The sequence below is a fragment of the Vibrio sp. 397 genome, from assembly GCF_033339395.1.
GTDB classification, from domain to species: domain Bacteria; phylum Pseudomonadota; class Gammaproteobacteria; order Enterobacterales; family Vibrionaceae; genus Vibrio; species Vibrio alginolyticus.
The window spans coordinates 161,364-179,977 of record NZ_JAWOUN010000004.1 but is presented as its reverse complement, the minus strand read 5'-3'; the positions used below and the strand labels follow the sequence as shown (position 1 = coordinate 179,977).

At 45.3% G+C, this 18,614-nt stretch carries 15 protein-coding genes; 5 read left to right on the top strand and 10 right to left on the bottom strand.

The annotated features are described in order from the left end of the window. Nucleotides 1-88: 88 nt before the first annotated feature. A complete protein-coding gene (gene chrA, locus R7P36_RS08615) occupies nt 89-1,228 on the bottom strand; it encodes a chromate efflux transporter (protein WP_054577566.1) in 1,140 nt (379 codons plus the stop codon). A gap of 112 nt (nt 1,229-1,340) precedes the next feature. Between chrA and R7P36_RS08610 the strand changes: the two genes are divergently transcribed. Continuing rightward, nucleotides 1,341-2,258: a LysR family transcriptional regulator gene (locus R7P36_RS08610; RefSeq protein WP_115386440.1), complete on the top strand. Its 918-nt coding sequence runs from the start codon at nt 1,341-1,343 to the stop codon at nt 2,256-2,258. 170 nt (nt 2,259-2,428) lie between these two features. Here the strand turns inward: R7P36_RS08610 and ebgR are convergent, their stop codons facing one another. Beyond that, nucleotides 2,429-3,415 (bottom strand): transcriptional regulator EbgR, encoded by a 987-nt coding sequence (ebgR, locus tag R7P36_RS08605; RefSeq protein WP_025768213.1) that lies wholly within the window; start codon nt 3,413-3,415, stop codon nt 2,429-2,431. A gap of 420 nt (nt 3,416-3,835) precedes the next feature. Here ebgR and R7P36_RS08600 point away from each other — a divergent pair, with 420 nt between their 5' ends. Then, nucleotides 3,836-4,423: an outer membrane beta-barrel protein gene (locus R7P36_RS08600; protein ID WP_017820436.1), complete on the top strand. Its 588-nt coding sequence runs from the start codon at nt 3,836-3,838 to the stop codon at nt 4,421-4,423. 38 nt (nt 4,424-4,461) lie between these two features. Here the strand turns inward: R7P36_RS08600 and R7P36_RS08595 are convergent, their stop codons facing one another. Beyond that, nucleotides 4,462-5,013 carry a gamma-glutamylcyclotransferase family protein gene (locus tag R7P36_RS08595; RefSeq protein WP_025768214.1) on the bottom strand — a complete coding sequence of 184 codons (552 nt, stop codon included), beginning with the start codon at nt 5,011-5,013 and terminating at the stop codon, nt 4,462-4,464. A gap of 182 nt (nt 5,014-5,195) precedes the next feature. On the opposite strand from R7P36_RS08595, the gene R7P36_RS08590 reads away from it, so the two are divergent. Continuing rightward, entirely contained in the window at nt 5,196-6,380 is a 1,185-nt protein-coding gene (locus R7P36_RS08590; RefSeq protein ID WP_005391701.1) for an NnrS family protein, read from the top strand. A gap of 73 nt (nt 6,381-6,453) precedes the next feature. Here the strand turns inward: R7P36_RS08590 and R7P36_RS08585 are convergent, their stop codons facing one another. From R7P36_RS08585 to R7P36_RS08565, 5 genes are all read right to left on the bottom strand, one after another. Continuing rightward, nucleotides 6,454-7,407 carry a CorA family divalent cation transporter gene (locus tag R7P36_RS08585; protein WP_005391702.1) on the bottom strand — a complete coding sequence of 318 codons (954 nt, stop codon included), beginning with the start codon at nt 7,405-7,407 and terminating at the stop codon, nt 6,454-6,456. 276 nt (nt 7,408-7,683) lie between these two features. Beyond that, a complete protein-coding gene (gene glpD / locus R7P36_RS08580; protein ID WP_005391703.1) occupies nt 7,684-9,243 on the bottom strand; it encodes a glycerol-3-phosphate dehydrogenase in 1,560 nt (519 codons plus the stop codon). 177 nt (nt 9,244-9,420) lie between these two features. Then, nucleotides 9,421-10,212 (bottom strand): DeoR/GlpR family transcriptional regulator, encoded by a 792-nt coding sequence (locus R7P36_RS08575; protein ID WP_005380192.1) that lies wholly within the window; start codon nt 10,210-10,212, stop codon nt 9,421-9,423. 159 nt (nt 10,213-10,371) lie between these two features. Next, nucleotides 10,372-11,889 (bottom strand): glycerol kinase GlpK, encoded by a 1,518-nt coding sequence (gene glpK / locus R7P36_RS08570; RefSeq protein ID WP_005380193.1) that lies wholly within the window; start codon nt 11,887-11,889, stop codon nt 10,372-10,374. A gap of 59 nt (nt 11,890-11,948) precedes the next feature. Continuing rightward, complete coding sequence (locus R7P36_RS08565) at nt 11,949-12,803, bottom strand: MIP/aquaporin family protein (RefSeq protein WP_005380195.1); 855 nt, start codon at nt 12,801-12,803, stop codon at nt 11,949-11,951. A gap of 896 nt (nt 12,804-13,699) precedes the next feature. Here R7P36_RS08565 and glpT point away from each other — a divergent pair. Together glpT and glpQ are read left to right on the top strand one after the other, a co-directional pair. Further along, nucleotides 13,700-15,064 carry a glycerol-3-phosphate transporter gene (glpT, locus tag R7P36_RS08560; protein WP_005380199.1) on the top strand — a complete coding sequence of 455 codons (1,365 nt, stop codon included), beginning with the start codon at nt 13,700-13,702 and terminating at the stop codon, nt 15,062-15,064. A gap of 56 nt (nt 15,065-15,120) precedes the next feature. Next, nucleotides 15,121-16,176, top strand: coding sequence for a glycerophosphodiester phosphodiesterase (glpQ, locus tag R7P36_RS08555; RefSeq protein WP_005380201.1), 1,056 nt, complete (start codon nt 15,121-15,123; stop codon nt 16,174-16,176). A gap of 81 nt (nt 16,177-16,257) precedes the next feature. Here the strand turns inward: glpQ and dapD are convergent, their stop codons facing one another. Further along, nucleotides 16,258-17,289 (bottom strand): 2,3,4,5-tetrahydropyridine-2,6-dicarboxylate N-succinyltransferase, encoded by a 1,032-nt coding sequence (gene dapD, locus R7P36_RS08550; RefSeq protein ID WP_005391708.1) that lies wholly within the window; start codon nt 17,287-17,289, stop codon nt 16,258-16,260. 325 nt (nt 17,290-17,614) lie between these two features. Further along, nucleotides 17,615-18,598, bottom strand: coding sequence for a GGGtGRT protein (locus R7P36_RS08545; RefSeq protein ID WP_005391709.1), 984 nt, complete (start codon nt 18,596-18,598; stop codon nt 17,615-17,617). Between the last annotated feature and the right edge of the window lie 16 nt (nt 18,599-18,614).

Genomic DNA, 18,614 nt, shown 5'->3' with positions numbered 1-18,614 from the left:
TTCCGTTTTCACTATCTAATCTAAGCAAGGGCACTCGTATTTGAGTGCCCGTGGTTTATCTAGATTCAATAGTTGGCGTATCAGCAGGCTACATCATGCCCGTGACAAGGCCTGCTGCCACAAAAAACACGATCATCCATAGTACCGAAAGGTTGAGCTTTTTGTGTAGATAGAAACCCGCAATCACTAACGCCATGTCGATGGGAGCAACAACTGCGCTGCTAAATACTGGCTGGTAAAGTGCCGCGAGTAGTAACCCTACTACCGAGGCATTTACACCGTTGATGGCGCCGGAGACCAGCGGTTTGCCTGCCAGTGCTTGCCAGTTCTTAAGAACGCCAAGTAGTAAAAGAAACCCAGGGAGGAATACGCCAAGCGTTGCGATCAGAGCGCCTAAAATTGGCGTATCCGAAAGCTCATAACCGATAAAAGTAGCAAAGGTGAACATTGGCCCCGGTACAGCTTGTGCAGCGGCGTAGCCTGTTAAAAATGCATCTTGGCTGAGCTGGTCGCCAACAATGTTTTGCAGAAGCGGCAGAACCACATGACCGCCACCAAACACTAAGCTACCAGCTTGGAAAAAATCACTAAACAGCCCAAGCAAAGGTAACGTATGAGCCACTAACGGTAAGCCGAGTAAAAGCACCGCAAATAGAGCCAATGCCGCGATAGACGGTTTAAACGACTCGGCTGATGGCGCGGAGTCTTTCTTTAGATATCGCATTCCGACAAAACCTGCTGCGATCAACACGAACATTTGCGTCATGATGCTTGGTGCCACCAGCAACGCAATCGCAGTCGCGATGCACAAACCCGCGGTCAGTTTGCTTTGGCAGAAGTTTTTGTACATGCCCCAAGTCGCATCCGCCACGACGACGACTGCGAGCAGTTTTAGGCCGTGAACGATGTTTTGGAACACTGCGGTGTCGGTGATTTGGCTGCTCACCATCGCCAGCGCCAACATGATGACCACTGAAGGAAGCGTGAATCCGACAAATGCTGCGCATGCGCCACCTAAACCGCCGTGTTTATAGCCTAAAGCAAAGCCAACTTGGCTTGAGCCCGGTCCCGGCAAAAACTGACTGAGCGCGACAATTTGCGCGTACTCGCTGTCATCAAGCCATTTCAGTTTCTCAACAAAGGTTTGGCGAAAATAACCAATATGAGCCGCCGGGCCGCCGAAGCTGAACCAACCCAGCCAGAAAAAAGTTTTGAATATGGTGAACATGTCGAGCCTGTTTATCTAAAAAGCATTGTTGCTAATTTATCGAATGCTCTAAAATGACTCAAATTGATGATTTTAATTTCATCTATGAATGAAATGGGATGAGGATGTTGGAGTGAAAGAGGACATTCAGTGGCGCAACATTGACTTGAACTTATTGGTGACGTTTTCCTACTTGTATCGCTATCGAAGCGTTAGCGTCGCGGCAGAGAAAAGTTACGTTAGCCAGTCGGCGATGAGTCATAGTTTGTCTCGTTTAAGGTTGTTGTTTGACGACCCGCTTTTTGAGCGAAAAGGGCACAAGATGGAGCCCACCGAGCACGCTCACCACATCGCGCCAACTGTGCATCACTTGTTGGATTCTATCGCCAAAGACTTGCTCACTAAGTCTGCCTTCCAACCTGAAAATTACGCGGGTGTATGTCGCATCGGGTTAACGGATTATGCCGAGTTTATCTTTGCTCCTCGGCTTTATGACGAAATACGCCAGCGCGCCCCAGAGGCGCAGATCAGTTTTATTAACGTCAATCGTAGCAACTACGTGGCATTAACTGAGCACGAAAAGCTCGATGTCATTATTGGCAGCATGCCGGTGTTGGATGACAACTTTGAGAGCTTGTACTTGTACACCGAAAAACACGTGTGCATGTGTGATAAACAGGTGTTGAAAGGGGAAACACAGCTGTCTCTGGAAGCGTTCGCGAACATCGAGCAAGCTCTGGTAAGTCCCGATGGGAGCTTAAAGACACAAGTAGACCAAAAGCTCGCAGAACATGGCTTGAGCCGCAAAGTCACCGTGGCGTCGCGCAACTTTCTCACTATTCGGCATCTATTGAAAAAGCGCGATCTCATTGCCATCGTGCCAGAAAAAATGGCGTTGGCGGAGGGCTTTTCGGACGATCTCATTACTGTTAAGCCGCCGATCGCCGTTGCGGATTTTGATATTGCCATGCTGTGGCATTCCAGCCGAAACAATGAAGACAAAGGCATTTGGCTACGCGAGTTGGTTTCTTCGACCATCACCTCTAAATGATAAACATTTGGGGCACTCATGGTGCTTAGAGTGATTTGTTGTTGAACTTCTTACTACCCGCTGAGTTATCGGCGTTACGCCGAAACAGTACTGATTGTGCAAAATGAATATCTTGGGTTAGGGGGGGATGTTCCAGATTTAATTCATAAAAGAGATTAATGGAAAAGGTATCATTGAGTTGTACCACGTAGTTTAAGCTCTGTTTGAACGTATACATGAAGAGGGAGTAAGCGTCCATCTCGGTATTTTTCCACTAGTAAGTTCACTCCCTGAGTTCCCATCAACTCAGAGTGAATACGAATTGTAGACAACGGCGGAAAGGTAAAGCGAGCAGTAGGAATATCATTCATACTAATCAGCGTAATATCCTCTGGTATCTTTAAGCCAAATTCATGGATTGCACGTACTATGCCAATCGCGATGGAGTCTGAATCAATGAATACTGCTTTCGGGAAGTCACCTTTGGCTAGCATCTCTTTCGCTAAGTTATAACCGGACAAACTAGAGCAGGCACAATAGTGTATATCATGTTCTGCGACCACGCCTTTTAGATAGCCATAGTCCAAAAACACATTTTCACGAGTGTCAGCTGCGTCGTGCTTGTCTTGACCGCCAATATAACCGATGCGGCGGTGGCCTCGTTGTACAAAGAAATCAACTACTTGCCTACTGATTCGAATAAGGTCGACATCAACGCAATCATAAGGGCAGGTTGGATCTGAAAAGTTTATGTAGCAAATGCTATCGGCTAGACGTTTAGGTAATTTATCTACTACCTTTTGGTCGACATTTCCGACTAAAAGGACACCTGTTATCTTTTTCGTTTCAACATCAATTTCACTGTTATAGCAATTGGTTAGCGTAATACCTAATTTGTCGCATTGCGTTTCAATCCCATGACGAATTGATAAGTAGTAAGGGTCATTCACCTCTGTTTCTTGTTTGTAGTTATATAAGGCTAAAAAGTGATGTTTTTGCTTAGCTTCTTTGATGCCTTTCTTCGAGCTACTGGTGCGGTACTCCAGTTTTTCTGCAATTTCCAAAATGCGGTATTTGGTTTCTTCTTTAACGCTCAACGTTGGGTCGTTGTTCAAAACCCGCGATACGGTTGCAAGTGAGACGCCTGCTTCAATGGCGATATCTTTTAGCTTTGCCATGTAAATTTCCCGTTGGCACTGCCCAAGTGTGAGCTCAATAATCTGACTATTTTAAACAGCTACTTAGATATGCACAAACCTTTAGTAAGACAGTCCTAAACACTTTAAATCATCATATCAAGCCAAATTGTTTTCATGAAATAGACTCTATTGAGTAATAAATAAAGCCGTAAACGTAAGGATTATATTGCTGTAAAAATACTGAAAAACGCGACTGGTTTGGAAACTTGCTACTTGTGGTAACTCTAGTACTTAATAGGACTCGAGCTGTTTAGAGTTTAATCAAGCAAACGTTTTATTGTTCATGTTTATGTTTTGTGTCTCATTTTATAAACAAATCAATAGGAAAGTATTCAACTCTATTTATAATCTCCGCGCTTTTAAAAGCTGTCTAACAGTATGAAAAATTAGGAAATTATAATGAAAAAAGTATTGCCATTATTGGCTTTAGGTGCAGTGGTTGCTTCAGCATCAGTTCAAGCAAAAGGTAACTGGTATGTTGGTGCTGATTTGGTAAATTCAGATCTTAAAGTTAAAAGCTTGTCAAAAGATCTTTCTGCGACAGGTCTTAGCCTTGCTGTAGGTAAAGAGCTTCAATATTCAGAAAACTTCAAACTAGCTTTTGAAGGTGAGTACATATACTTTGGCGACTTTGAAGAAACATTTTCTTACATGGGGTGGCCGGTTAAATTTAGTGTTGATGCTTCTGCGTTCAATTTCAATGCGAAGCCTAAATACCAATTTGCAGGTACAGGCTTCTATGTTGGTGCGATTGCTGGCCTTGGTGTAATGAGTGTTTCTTATGAAGTGAAATCATCTAGCACTGTTACCGATGATGGTCGTGATGTAGGCTTTAACTACGGTGTTGAGGCTGGTTATGAGTTCGCTTCAGGTTTGGTTGTATCTGGTGGCTACCGTGCTTCTTCGGTAAGTATTGATGCCGAAAACGGTGGCAGCGAAGATTTTGATTTTGACAGCCTGTACGTTGGTGTTGATTACAAGTTTTAAGCTCGCGTAAGCAAAACATAGATACTAAAAAGGAGCCGTTAGGCTCCTTTTTTTATTAGATTATCAATCAACTCATAATGGTGATCTTGTACGCCTGCAAGGTTGCCATATTTGGGTTGGTGGCGGTCATTTTCTTTCGCGTGTTGCCAGCCAATGGTGTGACGCACAAAATGCTCTGCAAACGCGTGGGAAACTTCCAAGCAACCTGCCAGTACGGTATCAACATAACTTTGCATGATTGGGCTCTTTTCGCATGGTGGTAGTGGCTCGTCTTTTACGTAAACCCAAATGTCATGTTCTTGGTTAAAACTCGCATCTGTTTCGATTTGATCTGGCTGAAGTTGAATACGATGATAACCTCGCTCACGGCGGTCGAATTCTGCGAGCGCTTCTTCATTTACTTCGAGTAAAACGCCATTAACCTGTCCATCGCCTTGGTTCACCACTAATGGAGAGAGGCTGTAGCTGTCGTCAATCTTCCCCCAGTAGCGAACCAACCCATGTGCTATGACGGGAATGGCTTCTCCCGTTTGTCCGGTTAACTTACGCGACGCAGAATTAATCAAACTGCCATAGCCAAATATGTACATTGTCGTTGCATCCCTTAACTGATAGTTGTGCCTCTCATGTTTATACCTAACCCGCATCTGAAGCACAACTTTACCTCTTAAGTATAATCTTAATTATAAACATGTATTTTTTATACATGTTTATGGTAGCATCAATATGTAGTTGAGTTAACCAGCATCGAGAGACGCTTGAGGGCAAGATAATGCTGAATATCACCGATAAAAAAGTAGAAGAAAAAATCCCCGCATGGCTGCGATTAGGCTTTCGGCCGTTTTTTCTGTTTGGGTCGATTTACGCCATTGTTGCGATTGCGTTGTGGGTGTGGATGTTCCAAGGCGGACAGCCAAACGCATTAGCCGTGCCTGCATTGTGGTGGCACGTACATGAAATGTTGTTCGGTTTTTCGATGGCCATTGTAGTTGGCTTTGTACTGACCGCGGTACAAAACTGGACTGGCATTAATGGTACCAAGCATTACATGCTTCTGGCTTTATTTGGCTTGTGGTTAGTGCCCCGCATATTGCTTTGGACACCAGCACCGTTATGGTTAACCAGCAGTATCGAAGCGGTATTTTTACTGTTTGTCGCCTATGAGGTGGGCATTCGTGTGTATCGAGCCAAAGGTTGGCGTAATTTGTTTTTCGTTCCACTGTTTCTTTTAGCCATCTTTGCGAACTTTGCAAGCTACGCAACGATAAAAGGTATGCCGCCCTTTAGCTCTTCAGCGGTGTGGCAAGCAATGCTGTGGTGGTTTACCTTGCTGTTGTCAGTGATGGGCGGACGTGTGATTCCATTTTTTACTGCGCGTCGATTTAATTTCGAAAAAGCGCAACCATTGGCTTGGTTAGAGTGGTTCGCGAACTTGCCATTGGTAATGCTATTTGTGCTGAGCTTTTTCCCTGTGACGTTTGCAGAACTAGGTAGTCCTTTGATGCTATTTGCAGGTGTTGCTCAGTTGGTGCGTTTTGTTCGCTGGAAACCTTGGTTAACCCTGAGCGAGCCTTTAGTGTGGTCGCTGCATGCTGCGTATTTGTGTTTACCACTAAGCTTAATTTTGCGAGGCGTCTGGGGAGATGCATTTGCCAGCCATAACCTCATTCACCTGTTTGCGATAGGTGCGTTAGGCGGTTTGATTTTAGCGATGATTACACGGGTGACGATGGGACATACTGGTCGCATGATCTACAAAGGGCCAAACATGAGCCTTGCGTTTGCAGCAATTACCGCGGCAGCTTTGGTTCGCAGTTTCGCCGTGATCTTTGATCCAGCGAACATGATACTGTGGATTGATATCAGCGGCGGATTATGGATTGTTGCGTTTGGGCTATTTGTGTGGCGCTTTGGTGTGATGCTTGTGACCCCTCGTGTGGATGGTCACCCCGGATAAGATTCTAATGTGAGTAGAGAAAAGAGGAGCCGCGTGCTCCTCTTTTGGTTTTTGTTCTTTATAGGTTTAGTGTTTATTCGTCTTCGTCGTCCGCTTTATTCGTGAGCCCCAAGCGTTTAAATAGCCACCACTCTAGACCAAAAATGACAATTAAGGCGATGCAGAACCAGGTGAATGCCATGGTGGATTCCACGCCTGGCATTCCACCAACATTGATACCGAGTAAACCTGTTAAGAAGCTGGTTGGTAGAAAAATCGTTGCTACCAAAGTAAACAGGTAACTGTTTTTATTGGTTTTCTCATCACGATGATGTTTGATCTCTTCTTGGAAAAGCGCCACTTCTCCAAGATAAAACTCAAGTGTTTCATTTATGCGCGTAATATTATTGTGTGCGAAGCGATATTGATGAGGTCTCAAAGCAATCAATTCTGATTCTGACTCCACAAGATCACGGATAGCGTACTGCTGAGGGCGAATAAAACGCTTGATAGAAATCAGTGCTTTTTGAGTCGCCATATGTTTGTACGTCGACTCATCATTCACGTCGAACTGGTTTAGTGTTTCTTCAATCGTATCAAGGTAAATGTCTATTTTACTGTTTAATCCTTCAATGATCTGATGAAGTAAACTGGCAAGACTTTTTGGGCCTTTGTGTTCCGCTAATGCTTGGCGAATCTCCATGATCGCGCGTGATGGAATTTTACGAGTTGAAATGAGTGCGCCTTGAAAGTAGAGAATTCGAATACTAAGCATATCTTCTGGTGATGCATTGCCGTTCATATTGACGCCTCGTAAAATCAACATGAAGTTCTCGTCATCCAAAGGATGGAAAGATGGTCGACTTTCGTCGGCTAATAGATGATCAACCGTAGCTCGAGGTACTTGGTTTTGCTCCAGCCAACCACGAATATCAGGATGCAGCCGTTCGCAATGGTACCAATGCTTAGCTTGAATTTGCTCTGCCGTGGTGGATTGTTGAGTTGCTTCTGGGGTTGAGAAGTCCCAATGTTCAATCATAAAACCCATTTTCTTTTCCTTGTTTGAGCCGATACCAAAATAACCTCAAGATACTTCTTTCGCGAGAATTGCATTGCCATACAGAGGCAATGCTCTGAGTACGGTACTCTGAAGTCATTGATGCATTATTTTTCAAATGAGTATGATTGTATTTAATGCCAAATGTCTATGAATAGTTGTTCTTATTTGCAATCGAGTGGAGCGCACCAAGGTGTTGTGCTTAAACAACAAAACAAAAAGCCTGCAACTAAGCAGGCTTTATTGTGGGGGGAGGGAGGGGAGCTGTTAGCCAACTTGAGAAAGATTAACCACTTTCTGTTGTAGCTTTTTCTTTAAATAGTCCGTTAAGGCCTGTTTTTCTTCCTCGTTCATGTAAAGACCAAGCTTAGTACGGCGCCATAAAATGTCTTCATCGGTCATTGCCATTTCATGGTTCATTAAGTAATCGATCTCACGTTGGTAAACACCACCGGCTTGTGTCGAGAACGTTTGTCCTAAGTCAGCTTCACTTGTTGTACCTTCCATTAAGTTCCACGTTTGGGTACCAAACTGAGTGACATAACGAAGAATCAATGCTTCTGGCGCCCAAGTGTATTTAGCATGAATTTGTTTCGCTAATTGTTCACGACTACAGCTGAAGTTACCACCAGGAAGGGTTTGGTTGGCCGTCCAGTCTTTACCCATTTCAGGTAGGAACGGAGCAAGTTTCTTCATTGCTGCTTCACCTAACTTACGGTAGGTCGTTAACTTACCACCAAAAACAGAAAGCAGAGGTGCATGGTCGTATTCCGCATCGAGCTCTAGCGTGTAGTCTCGTGTGATTGCTTGCGGAGAGTCAGATTCATCGTCACATAAAGGACGAACACCGCTGTATGTCCAAACTACATCTTCGCGAGTCAACTGGTGGACAAAGTGTTGGTTTACGATATCAATGAGGTAATCGACTTCGTCATCTGAGATCGACACTTCACGTGGGTCACCTTTGTATTCCACATCTGTTGTACCAATGATTGAGAACTTATCTAAGTAAGGAATCATAAATACGATGCGATTGTCTTTGTTTTGAAGAATGTAGGCTTGCGGTTCGTTGTGGATACGAGGAACAACGATGTGCGAGCCTTTGATTAAGCGAATGTTACGAGGAGAGGCTTGCTCTAATCCATCATCAAAGAACTGTTTTACCCAAGGCCCCGCAGCATTGACTAACGCTTTCGCTTTACGTTCGAAACGTTGGTCTGTCATCACATCGTGAATAGTAACATGCCAGATACCACCTTCACGGTGTGCTTTTTCCACGCGGCAGTAGTTACGCACTTCAGCATGGTTTTCGCGAGCCGCAAGAACGTTCAGTAATACTAAACGTGCATCATCAACCCAACAGTCAGAGTATTCGAAACCCGTTTTCATCTCTGGTTTTAGCAAGCCAGATTTCGCAAGGTTGACGGTTTTACTGCCTTGCAGCGTCGTACGTTTACCCAAGTTATCGTAAAGGAAAAGGCCACAACGAATCATCCAAGCTGGGCGTAGGAATGGGCGATGCGGTAAACGGAAACGCATTGGTAATGCGACGTGTGGTGCTTTACGAAGAATAACCTCACGCTCTGCGAGCGCTTCCGAAACTAAACGAAATTCGTAGTGTTCAAGGTAGCGTAAACCGCCGTGTATCAGTTTAGAACTTGCTGAAGAAGTCGCAGATGCGAAGTCATGTGCTTCATATAAGCCAACACTCAAACCTCGGCCAGCTGCGTCTGCTGCAATACCAGCTCCGTTAATGCCGCCACCGATTACGATCAAGTCTAAGGTAGTGGATGAGCTAGTAGTGGAAGCATTATTTTGTATACTCATAAATTTGACCTCTTGGTGAGCGAACGAGCATTTTAGAACATAATGTAATCCTAGCTCAGGTTTCGTTTGTGATCATCTATTATTTTCGTTTGTGAGCGTTTTGTGTGATTTAGACACAAAAAAAACCTCTGTCTAATTAAGACAGAGGTCATTTGAGGGGGAGTTATACGATTGACGTTACTCGTTTTCGGAGTTTGATTCGTTAGCTTCAACCACTTCAAGTGGGATAGAAGCTTCCTTCAAAATTGACAAGATTTCTTCTGGTGGCTGCTTATTGGTAAAGATCATGTTGAGCTGTGCAATATTGCCTAGTTTCACCATAGCATTGCGCCCGAACTTGGTGTGGTCTACGGCAAGAAATACACTACGGCTATTGTCAATGATCGCTTGTTTGACCCGGACTTCGTGGTAATCAAAGTCTAATAGCGAGCCATCGAAGTCGATACCGCTAATGCCGAGAATACCAAAGTCGAGACGGAACTGTTTAACGAAATCGAGGGTAGCCTCGCCAACAATACCGCCGTCTCTGCTGCGGACTTCTCCACCCGCTAAGATGACTTTGATTTCAGGGTTAGGGAAAAGAATGGTCGCAACATTGATGTTGTTGGTGACAACACGCAACTGTTTATGGTTTTTATTGAGCGCTCGCGCAACTGCTTCTGGTGTGGTGCCGATATCGATGAATAGTGTGGCACCATCTGGAATGTGTTTGACTACCTCGTCTGCAATGACATCTTTTTCATTGAAGTTGAGCGCTTTACGCGTGTTGTAAGATGTGTTTTCAGAACTGAGAGGAATAGTGGCTCCACCGTGATAACGACGAATTTTGTTGTCATCGGCGAGTTCATTGAGATCGCGTCGGATGGTTTGTGGGCTGACATTGAATCTTTCTACTAACTCATCCGTGCTGACATAGCCTTGTTTTTTCACCAGCTCAACAATCTGCTGGTGTCGAGGTATTTGCTTCACTTACCACTCCCTTGTGCATTGGTAACGGCCAATGCTTCAAATTCGAAGCTCTATTGTGCTCGAATTTGCTCGTTGTGAGAAGTAAGCGAGTTCAGGAATCGGGGATAAAGCGCAAAAAGAGCGCACAAATGGCGCTCTTTTTTTCTTATGGAGATGAGATTAATCTTCTTCGTCGTGAAGTTCAGACCAGGTTTGTGCACATTTCACTGCACGTTTCCAGCCCTTGTAACGACGATTGCGTTTTTCTTCATCATCGTGTGGCTCAAAGGTGCGATCAAGTACCGCTTTATTCTGCAACTCATCAATGCTATCCCAGTAACCAACTGCAAGGCCGGCAAGGTAGGCTGCACCAAGAGCGGTAACCTCAGTTACTTGAGGGCGGTGTACTTCTGTGTTCAATACATCGGATTGGAATTGCATTAGGAAGTTGTTCGCTACTGCACCACCATCGACGCGAAGGTTCGCAAGCTTAATGCCTGAGTCAGCTTGCATCGCATCCAGTACGTCACGAGTTTGATAAGCGATGCCTTCCAATGTTGCACGGATGATATGGTTTGAATTCACACCGCGAGTAAGGCCGACAATCGTGCCACGTGCGTAGGCATCCCAGTATGGAGCGCCTAAACCAGTAAATGCAGGCACGACATAAACGCCGTTTGATGTATCCACTTTTGTCGCGAAGTATTCAGAGTCTTCTGCACCGTTTAGGATTTTCAATTCATCGCGTAGCCATTGGATAGAAGCTCCACCCATGAATACGGCGCCTTCAAGTGCATAAGCTGGTTCGCCTGCAGGACCACAAGCCAAAGTAGTTAGAAGGCCATGTGTCGAAGTGACTTTTTCTTGGCCAGTATTCATTAGCAAGAAACAACCCGTACCGTAAGTGTTTTTCGCTTGACCCGCTTCAACACACATTTGGCCGTAAAGCGCCGCTTGTTGGTCACCTGCGATTCCAGAAATAGGAATACGAGTACCGCCTTTACCACCGATGTTGGTTTTACCGTAAATTTCCGATGAGCGCTTCACTTCTGGCATCATAGATGCTGGGATGCCAAGCTCATCTAACATTTTTTGATCCCAACATAGATCGTTGATGTTAAACAGCATGGTACGCGATGCGTTAGTGTAGTCGGTTACGTGAACGCGACCTTGAGTCATCTTCCAAACTAACCAAGTATCGACAGTACCAAACAACAGCTTACCTGCTTCTGCGTCTTCTCGTGCGCCTTCAACATTGTCCAGAATCCATTTAACTTTGGTACCGGAGAAGTAAGGGTCAAGCACCAAACCAGTGTTGTCACGTACATAGTTTTCGAGACCGCGTGCTTTTAAATCTTCACAGATATCAGCAGTACGGCGACATTGCCATACAATCGCATTGTAAACGGGTTTACCTGTTTCTTTGTTCCAGACGATAGTCGTTTCACGCTGGTTAGTAATACCGATAGCCGCTAATTGGTCGCTACGGATGCCAGACTTAGCTAGAGCTTCTACTAAGGTAGAGCTTTGTGTTGCCCAGATCTCCATTGGATCATGTTCAACCCAACCAGCTTCTGGATAAATCTGAGTAAATTCGCGTTGCGCGACGCTTACGATGTTCGCATCATGATCAAGAATCACTGCGCGAGAGCTTGTTGTACCTTGGTCTAGGGCAACAATGTATTTTTGCTCAGTCATGGTAAGAATCCTTTTGTTTCGTTATTTATATTTTAGTAAATGTTCGAGTTACGTCAGTTTTAAGCTCTAGCTTCTTCTGTTTCTTCTTCCGTCTCACATTGGTTTGGAATCGTGCAACCGTGACCTTGTTGTGGAAGGTAAGCGGCAATCGCTTTTGGATACAACCAACCACCAAAACACGCACCTGCAATCGGAGCAAGTAAAGGCACGATAAAGTAAGGAATGTCTTTAGCACCTGTCAGAGCGTAATCCCAACCAGCGAAGTAAGCGAACAGCTTTGGTCCAAAGTCACGAGCAGGGTTCATCGCAAAGCCTGTTAGTGGGCCAAGTGAACCACCGATGACGGCAATCAAAATACCGATCAATAGAGGGTTCATTGCGCCACGTGCCGCGCCGTTATTTTCATCGCCCAGAGCCAGAATCGCAAACATCAGCACAGCAGTGATAACGAATTCCACAGCAAAAGCACCAAAGAAAGAGAGGGAGGCATGCGGATAGGTTGAGAAGATACCAGCAGTTGCTAGTGCATCTTGGCTGCTGCGAACGAAGTTATGAGCGATTTCGTAGTCGGTGAAAAGGTTGCTGTATAAGCTGTATACCAATGCAGCAGAACAGAATGCCCCAAGCATTTGAGCGATAATGTATGGCACCACTTTCGCCTTATCAAAACCATGGAACATAGCAAGTGCGATGGTAACGGCAGGGTTGATGTGTGCACCAGAGACGCCAGCCGTACAGTAAATAGCGATGGCGACACCGAAGCCCCATACAATACTGATTTCCCATTGTCCAAATGATGCGCCTGTTAGAACTAAGGCTGCAACACAGCCTACGCCGAAGAAAATAAGTAGTCCTGTACCGATAAACTCGGCCAAACATTCTCCAAGCAGAGAGGGGTGTTTGTTCGTTGTCATGTTAAAAGTCCTTTGATCATTTTTGCCTGTCTAGCACGATACTATTGTGCATATATAAACGTTTACGAAAACAAACGAGCGTTAAAAGTGAGCGTTTGAGCATAAATTTGTTAATCAAAGTCTTCGTTTTTGTTAAATGGCGCATCTTTTAACCGGAAAAGAACACAACGAAAATAATTTATTTGTCACGAGGCCAGTGTTGAGAGCGCTCAAATTACCGATGTGAAAAAGAATGCACAACTGGTAAGAGGAGTTTTGTGAAGCTGCTACGTGCTTGGAGACTTATTGCACAGAACTTGTGTAGCAATTAACCCTAAAGGAGTAGCGGAATGTCAAATGTATCAAGGGATAGCAGTGATATAAAAAATACGCTGTCATGTTTGGACTTTTAGAAAAAATCGTCATCCCATTGGTACCAATAGGATGAGTTGAGAAGAGAATAAACGCTGTTAATGTCTTGTGTTTGTGAATCATTGCTTCGGCTTGTATTCAAATAAAAATTGTTTTTTTTATTTCGTTTGATGCTAAACGTGATCGTTTTTCAGCTTTTTAGTTATTAGTTGGTTCGGAGCGAGTAGGGCAGGCGTAAATCGCCCTTTTTACGGTTAGTTTATGTTCTAATTCGAGCCTTTGTTTCAAAGGTTTCGAATTGGAATGCTCAAGTGAGAGGTTTGAATATCAGTTTCATATTAACGAATCTTGAGTAAAGTTGAACGATGATCTAATTAATGCTCATATAATTTACTGTATTTACTTATATTTAATCCATGTGCAACATTTGTCACAGAAATAAAATCCTAACTCCATACAATTCATGAACTTTCGAACGAAGATTTATTTTGTTTCGTTCGCTCCTTTTGTGTTTTTACCATCGCATACAAAATAATGAGGTTCCTATGTTTGGAATATTCAAACCTAAGGCGCACATTGATCGTCTGTCCCCTGGCAGCATCGATAGCACCTACTCTCGCCTCCGTTGGCAACTCTTTATCGGTATCTTTGTTGGCTACGCCGGTTACTATCTAGTTCGTAAAAACTTCAGTTTGGCGATGCCTTATCTTATCGAGCAAGGCTTTAGCCGCGGAGACTTAGGTGTCGCCTTGGCAGCTGTTTCCATTGCATATGGTCTCTCTAAGTTTCTAATGGGCAGCGTTTCAGACCGCTCCAACCCTCGCTATTTCCTTAGTGGCGGCCTATTGATGTCTGCATTAGTGATGTTTTGCTTTGGCTTTATGCCATGGGCGACTGGTAGCGTCACTGCGATGTTCATTTTGCTTTTCTTAAACGGTTGGTTCCAAGGGATGGGGTGGCCTGCTTGTGGCCGAACCATGGTGCACTGGTGGTCACGTAAAGAGCGTGGTGAGATCGTTTCGGTTTGGAACGTGGCGCACAACGTGGGTGGTGGCTTGATTGGTCCACTATTTATTCTTGGCCTGTGGGCATTTAACGATGATTGGCGCACTGCATTTTATGTTCCTGCATTTTTCGCCACGTTGGTTGCTGTGTTTGTTTGGATGACGGTTCGCGATACCCCTCAGTCTTGTGGTCTGCCTCCTATTGAAGAATACAAAGACGATTACCCAGATGACTATGACAAGTCCCATGAACAAGAAATGACAGCGAAGGAAATCTTCTTCAAATACGTCTTCAACAACAAACTTCTTTGGTCGATTGCAATTGCAAACGCATTTGTTTACCTAATTCGTTACGGCGTACTGGACTGGGCACCTGTTTACCTAAAAGAAGCGAAGGATTTCTCGGTAGATAAATCGTCATGGGCTTATTTCTTATACGAATGGGCTGGCATTCCAGGAACACTATTGTGTGGTTGGATCTCTGACAAATTGTTCAAAGGTCGTCGTGCACCTGCTGGTATCTTATTTATGGTGCTAGTGACAGTTGCAGTGATGGTTTATTGGTTTAACCCTGCGGGCAACCCAACAGTAGATATGATGGCGCTTATTGCAATTGGCTTCCTAATCTATGGTCCGGTTATGCTGATCGGTTTGTACGCACTTGAACTCGCTCCGAAGAAAGCCGCAGGTACTGCCGCTGGTCTTACTGGTTTGTTTGGATACCTGGGTGGGGCAGTTGCCGCAAACGCGATTTTGGGCTACACCGTAGACCACTTTGGCTGGGATGGTGGCTTTATCATCTTAGTGGGTTCTTGTATTACTTCTATCGTGTGTTTGATGTACGCCTTCTTAGGTGAACGTGCGCACCACGAGCAAAAAGAGCGCGAGAAGGAAGCGCTAGCGTAATATTTATTTAAAGAGGCAGTGGAATACTGCCTCTTCGCTTTATCAAGGAAATAACAATGAAAACAAAGTCAGTATGTCTTACTTTTTTAGCACTTAGCCTCTCTGCTGGTGCGATTGCGAAGCCGCTTGTCATTGCGCACCGTGGCGCATCGGGCTACTTGCCTGAGCACACGCTAGAAGCCAAAGCACTTGCTTACGCAATGAAACCTGACTACATAGAGCAAGATGTGGTAATGACGAAAGACGACCAGTTGGTCGTGTTGCATGACCATTATCTCGATCGCGTAACGGATGTTGCGGAGCGTTTTCCTGATCGTGCACGTAAAGATGGTCGTTATTACGCGATTGATTTCACTCTGGCGGAAATCAAATCCTTGCGAGTTACCGAAGGGTTCAACATCGATGAGAAAGGCAACAAAGTAGCGGGCTATCCAACCCGATTCCCTATGTGGAAATCTGACTTCACCGTGCCGACGTTTGCTGAAGAGATTGAGCTGATCCAAGGCTTAAACAAAACGCTGGGTTATGACATCGGTATTTACCCAGAAATTAAAGCGCCTTGGTTCCATCGTCATGAAGGTAAGGACATTTCTAAAGCAGTACTTAAAGTCTTGAAGCAGTACGGTTACGGCTCTCAAGACGACAAAGTCTACCTTCAGTGTTTTGATGCGAATGAACTTCAACGCATCAACAGTGAACTCATGCCTGCAATGGACATGGACTTAAAGCTCGTTCAGCTTATGGCTTACACGGACTGGAACGAAACTATGGTGTACAAAGGCGACAAGGCAACACCATACAGTTATGACTGGATGTTCGAAGCCGACGGAATGAAGAAAGTAGCGAGTTACGCGGAAGGAATTGGACCTTGGAAGCCGATGCTGGTGGATGATAAGTCAACCAAAGACAATATCATCATCAAGCCGTTGATGAAGGCTGCAAAAGACGCTGGCTTGCAAGTGCATCCATACACGTTCCGCGCCGATCCAGGACGCATTCCAGCGTACACTGACAGCTTTGAAGGCATGATGGATGTGTACTACAACCAAGTAAAAGTGGATGGTTTGTTTACTGATTTCCCAGATAAAGCGGTCAGCTTTTTAAATCAGTAATCACGCATTTTGCTGTAAGCTAAAAAATCCCCCAACAGTTTCCTGCTGGGGGATTTTTCGTAGGGCTAATTCACGAATGAATTAGTTGTTTTTATGCAGTTCGCTGTTCAGTTCAACCGCGCTCTTGTTTGCAAGACACTCGATTTGACCTGTTACAGAGTTACGACGGAACAGTAGGTCAGAAACACCAGCAAGATCGCGGGCTTTCACAACTTCTACTTCTTGGCCTGCAGAATCTAGCATGCGCACTTTAGAACCAGCAGTTACGTACAGACCTGATTCGATAGTACAACGGTCACCCATTGGGAAGCCAAGACCTGCGTTCGCGCCTAGTAGAGAGTTTTCACCGATAGAAACCACAACTTTACCGCCGCCAGATAGCGTACCCATGATAGATGCGCCGCCGCCGATGTCAGAGCCGTTACCAACCACTACGCCAGCAGAGATACGACCTTCAACCATGCTCACGCCTGTTGTACCCGCGTTGAAGTTGATGAAGCCTTCGTGCATTACCGTTGTGCCTTCGCCAACGTGTGCGCCAAGACGTACGCGAGAAGTGTCAGCGATACGAACGCCAGTTGGTACCACGTAGTCCACCATTTTAGGGAACTTGTCTACGCAATCTACGCTTAGTGCACGACCCGCTAGGCGAGCTTCGATTTGACGCTCTGCTAGTTCAGGTAGGTCGATTGGACCTTCATTAGTCCATGCGATGTTGTGTAGTAGACCGAAGATACCGTCTAGTACCGTACCGTGTGGTTGAACTAGGCGATTAGAGATAAGTTGAAGTTTTAGGAAACCTTCAGCAACGCTTTGTGGCTGCTCGTCAGTTGCAAGGATAACCAGTACAAGTGGTTGTGCTGATTCTGCTGCTTTTGCTGCGAAAGAAGCGTTTGCCGCATCGCCGTTTGCTTCAAATGCTGCTGCCAGTTCTGCGCTTTGTGCTGCAGAGATCTCGATAGCTTGGTTGCCTTGCTCATAACCTGCTACTGCTGCTAGTGCGTTAACAAGCGCTTCGCTTGGGTTAAGAACTGGGTTTGGGAAAAACGCTTCGATGATTTTGCCGTCGCGGTTTTTAGTTGCCGTACCAAAGGCTAGAGAGAAGAAAGCCATAGTTGATCTCCATGTGTTGAGTCTTGTGTCTCGTCTGTTCACTGACAAGAAATAATTAAGTTGTCGGTCATCATAAAGAGAGTGTTGGGGAGTTTAAAGAGGGGAAATGGAGAAAGTCCGTAGATGGATACCTTTTGTCTTTTTAGAGATATGTTTGTCTGATGAGAAATGTGTCGCAAAAGCCTTATCAGGCCGATTTTGGGCAGAGACACAGTGAAGTGGGAGAAGGGAGCATCGCAAAAAAATAAGGGGAGGACCGAAGTCACTCCCCCTACACTGGGTTTGTTGGATTTACTGACTTTGGATAGTAAAGCGATAAATCGACTTAGAGGCTTAGCTCACCGACCTCTACTGCAAGTGCAACCGTTGCCCCTACCATTGGATTGTTGCCCATACCGATGAAGCCCATCATCGCTACGTGTGCTGGTACTGAAGAGCTACCCGCGAATTGCGCATCGGCGTGCATGCGACCCAAGGTATCTGTCATGCCGTAAGAGGCAGGACCTGCCGCCACGTTGTCTGGGTGTAGAGTACGACCAGTACCACCACCTGATGCCACAGAGAAGTAAGGCATGCCTTCACGGTTACGTTCTGCTTTGTAGATGCCTGCTACAGGGTGTTGGAAGCGAGTCGGGTTGGTTGAGTTACCAGTGATGCTCACATCCACTTGTTCTTTATGCATGATAGCCACGCCTTCACGCACATCGTCTGCACCGTAGCAAAGGATCTCACCACGTGGACCTTGGGAGAAACGGCGACGTTCTACTTCCACTAACTCACCAGTTTGGTAGTTGTACTGAGTGCGTACGTAAGTGAAACCATTGATGCGTGAGATTAGGTAAGCGGCGTCTTTACCCAAGCCATTTAGGATAACTTTCAACGGATTTTTTCGTGACTTGTTCACGTTCAATGCGATTTTGATAGCGCCTTCTGCCGCTGCGAATGACTCATGGCCCGCAAGGAAAGCGAAACAGCCACTTTCTTCATTCAATAGACGAGCCGCCAATGCACCGTGACCGATACCCACTCGGCGTTGTTCTGCGACGCTGCCTGGTTTTGTGCAGGCTTGAAGGCCTTCACCGATGATGTTTGCAGCTTCTTCAGCTGTTTTTGCTACGCGGAAAATCGCCAAAGCAGTGCCTAGCGTGTAGGCATCGGCAGCGCTTTCAAACGCGATAGGTTGAGTGTCCATCACTAGTGCTTTAGGGTCGATACCACGATCCATACAGTATTGGTAAGCCTCTTCCAGAGAAGAAAGTTGCATTTCGTCTAATGTGCGACGTACAGATTCAGTAATTGGAGTGTTCATAATCTCTTTCCTCTTG

Bases quoted from the DNA above. Each gene is read 5' to 3' on its own strand.
- chrA (WP_054577566.1), bottom strand. From the start codon at position 1,228: ATGTTCACCATATTCAAAACTTTTTTCTGGCTGGGTTGGTTCAGCTTC.
- ebgR (WP_025768213.1), bottom strand. From the start codon at position 3,415: ATGGCAAAGCTAAAAGATATCGCCATTGAAGCAGGCGTCTCACTTGCA.
- R7P36_RS08600 (WP_017820436.1), top strand. From the start codon at position 3,836: ATGAAAAAAGTATTGCCATTATTGGCTTTAGGTGCAGTGGTTGCTTCA.
- R7P36_RS08595 (WP_025768214.1), bottom strand. From the start codon at position 5,013: ATGTACATATTTGGCTATGGCAGTTTGATTAATTCTGCGTCGCGTAAG.
- R7P36_RS08590 (WP_005391701.1), top strand. From the start codon at position 5,196: ATGCTGAATATCACCGATAAAAAAGTAGAAGAAAAAATCCCCGCATGG.
- R7P36_RS08585 (WP_005391702.1), bottom strand. From the start codon at position 7,407: ATGGGTTTTATGATTGAACATTGGGACTTCTCAACCCCAGAAGCAACT.
- glpD (WP_005391703.1), bottom strand. From the start codon at position 9,243: ATGAGTATACAAAATAATGCTTCCACTACTAGCTCATCCACTACCTTA.
- glpK (WP_005380193.1), bottom strand. From the start codon at position 11,889: ATGACTGAGCAAAAATACATTGTTGCCCTAGACCAAGGTACAACAAGC.
- R7P36_RS08565 (WP_005380195.1), bottom strand. From the start codon at position 12,803: ATGACAACGAACAAACACCCCTCTCTGCTTGGAGAATGTTTGGCCGAG.
- glpT (WP_005380199.1), top strand. From the start codon at position 13,700: ATGTTTGGAATATTCAAACCTAAGGCGCACATTGATCGTCTGTCCCCT.
- glpQ (WP_005380201.1), top strand. From the start codon at position 15,121: ATGAAAACAAAGTCAGTATGTCTTACTTTTTTAGCACTTAGCCTCTCT.
- dapD (WP_005391708.1), bottom strand. From the start codon at position 17,289: ATGGCTTTCTTCTCTCTAGCCTTTGGTACGGCAACTAAAAACCGCGAC.
- R7P36_RS08545 (WP_005391709.1), bottom strand. From the start codon at position 18,598: ATGAACACTCCAATTACTGAATCTGTACGTCGCACATTAGACGAAATG.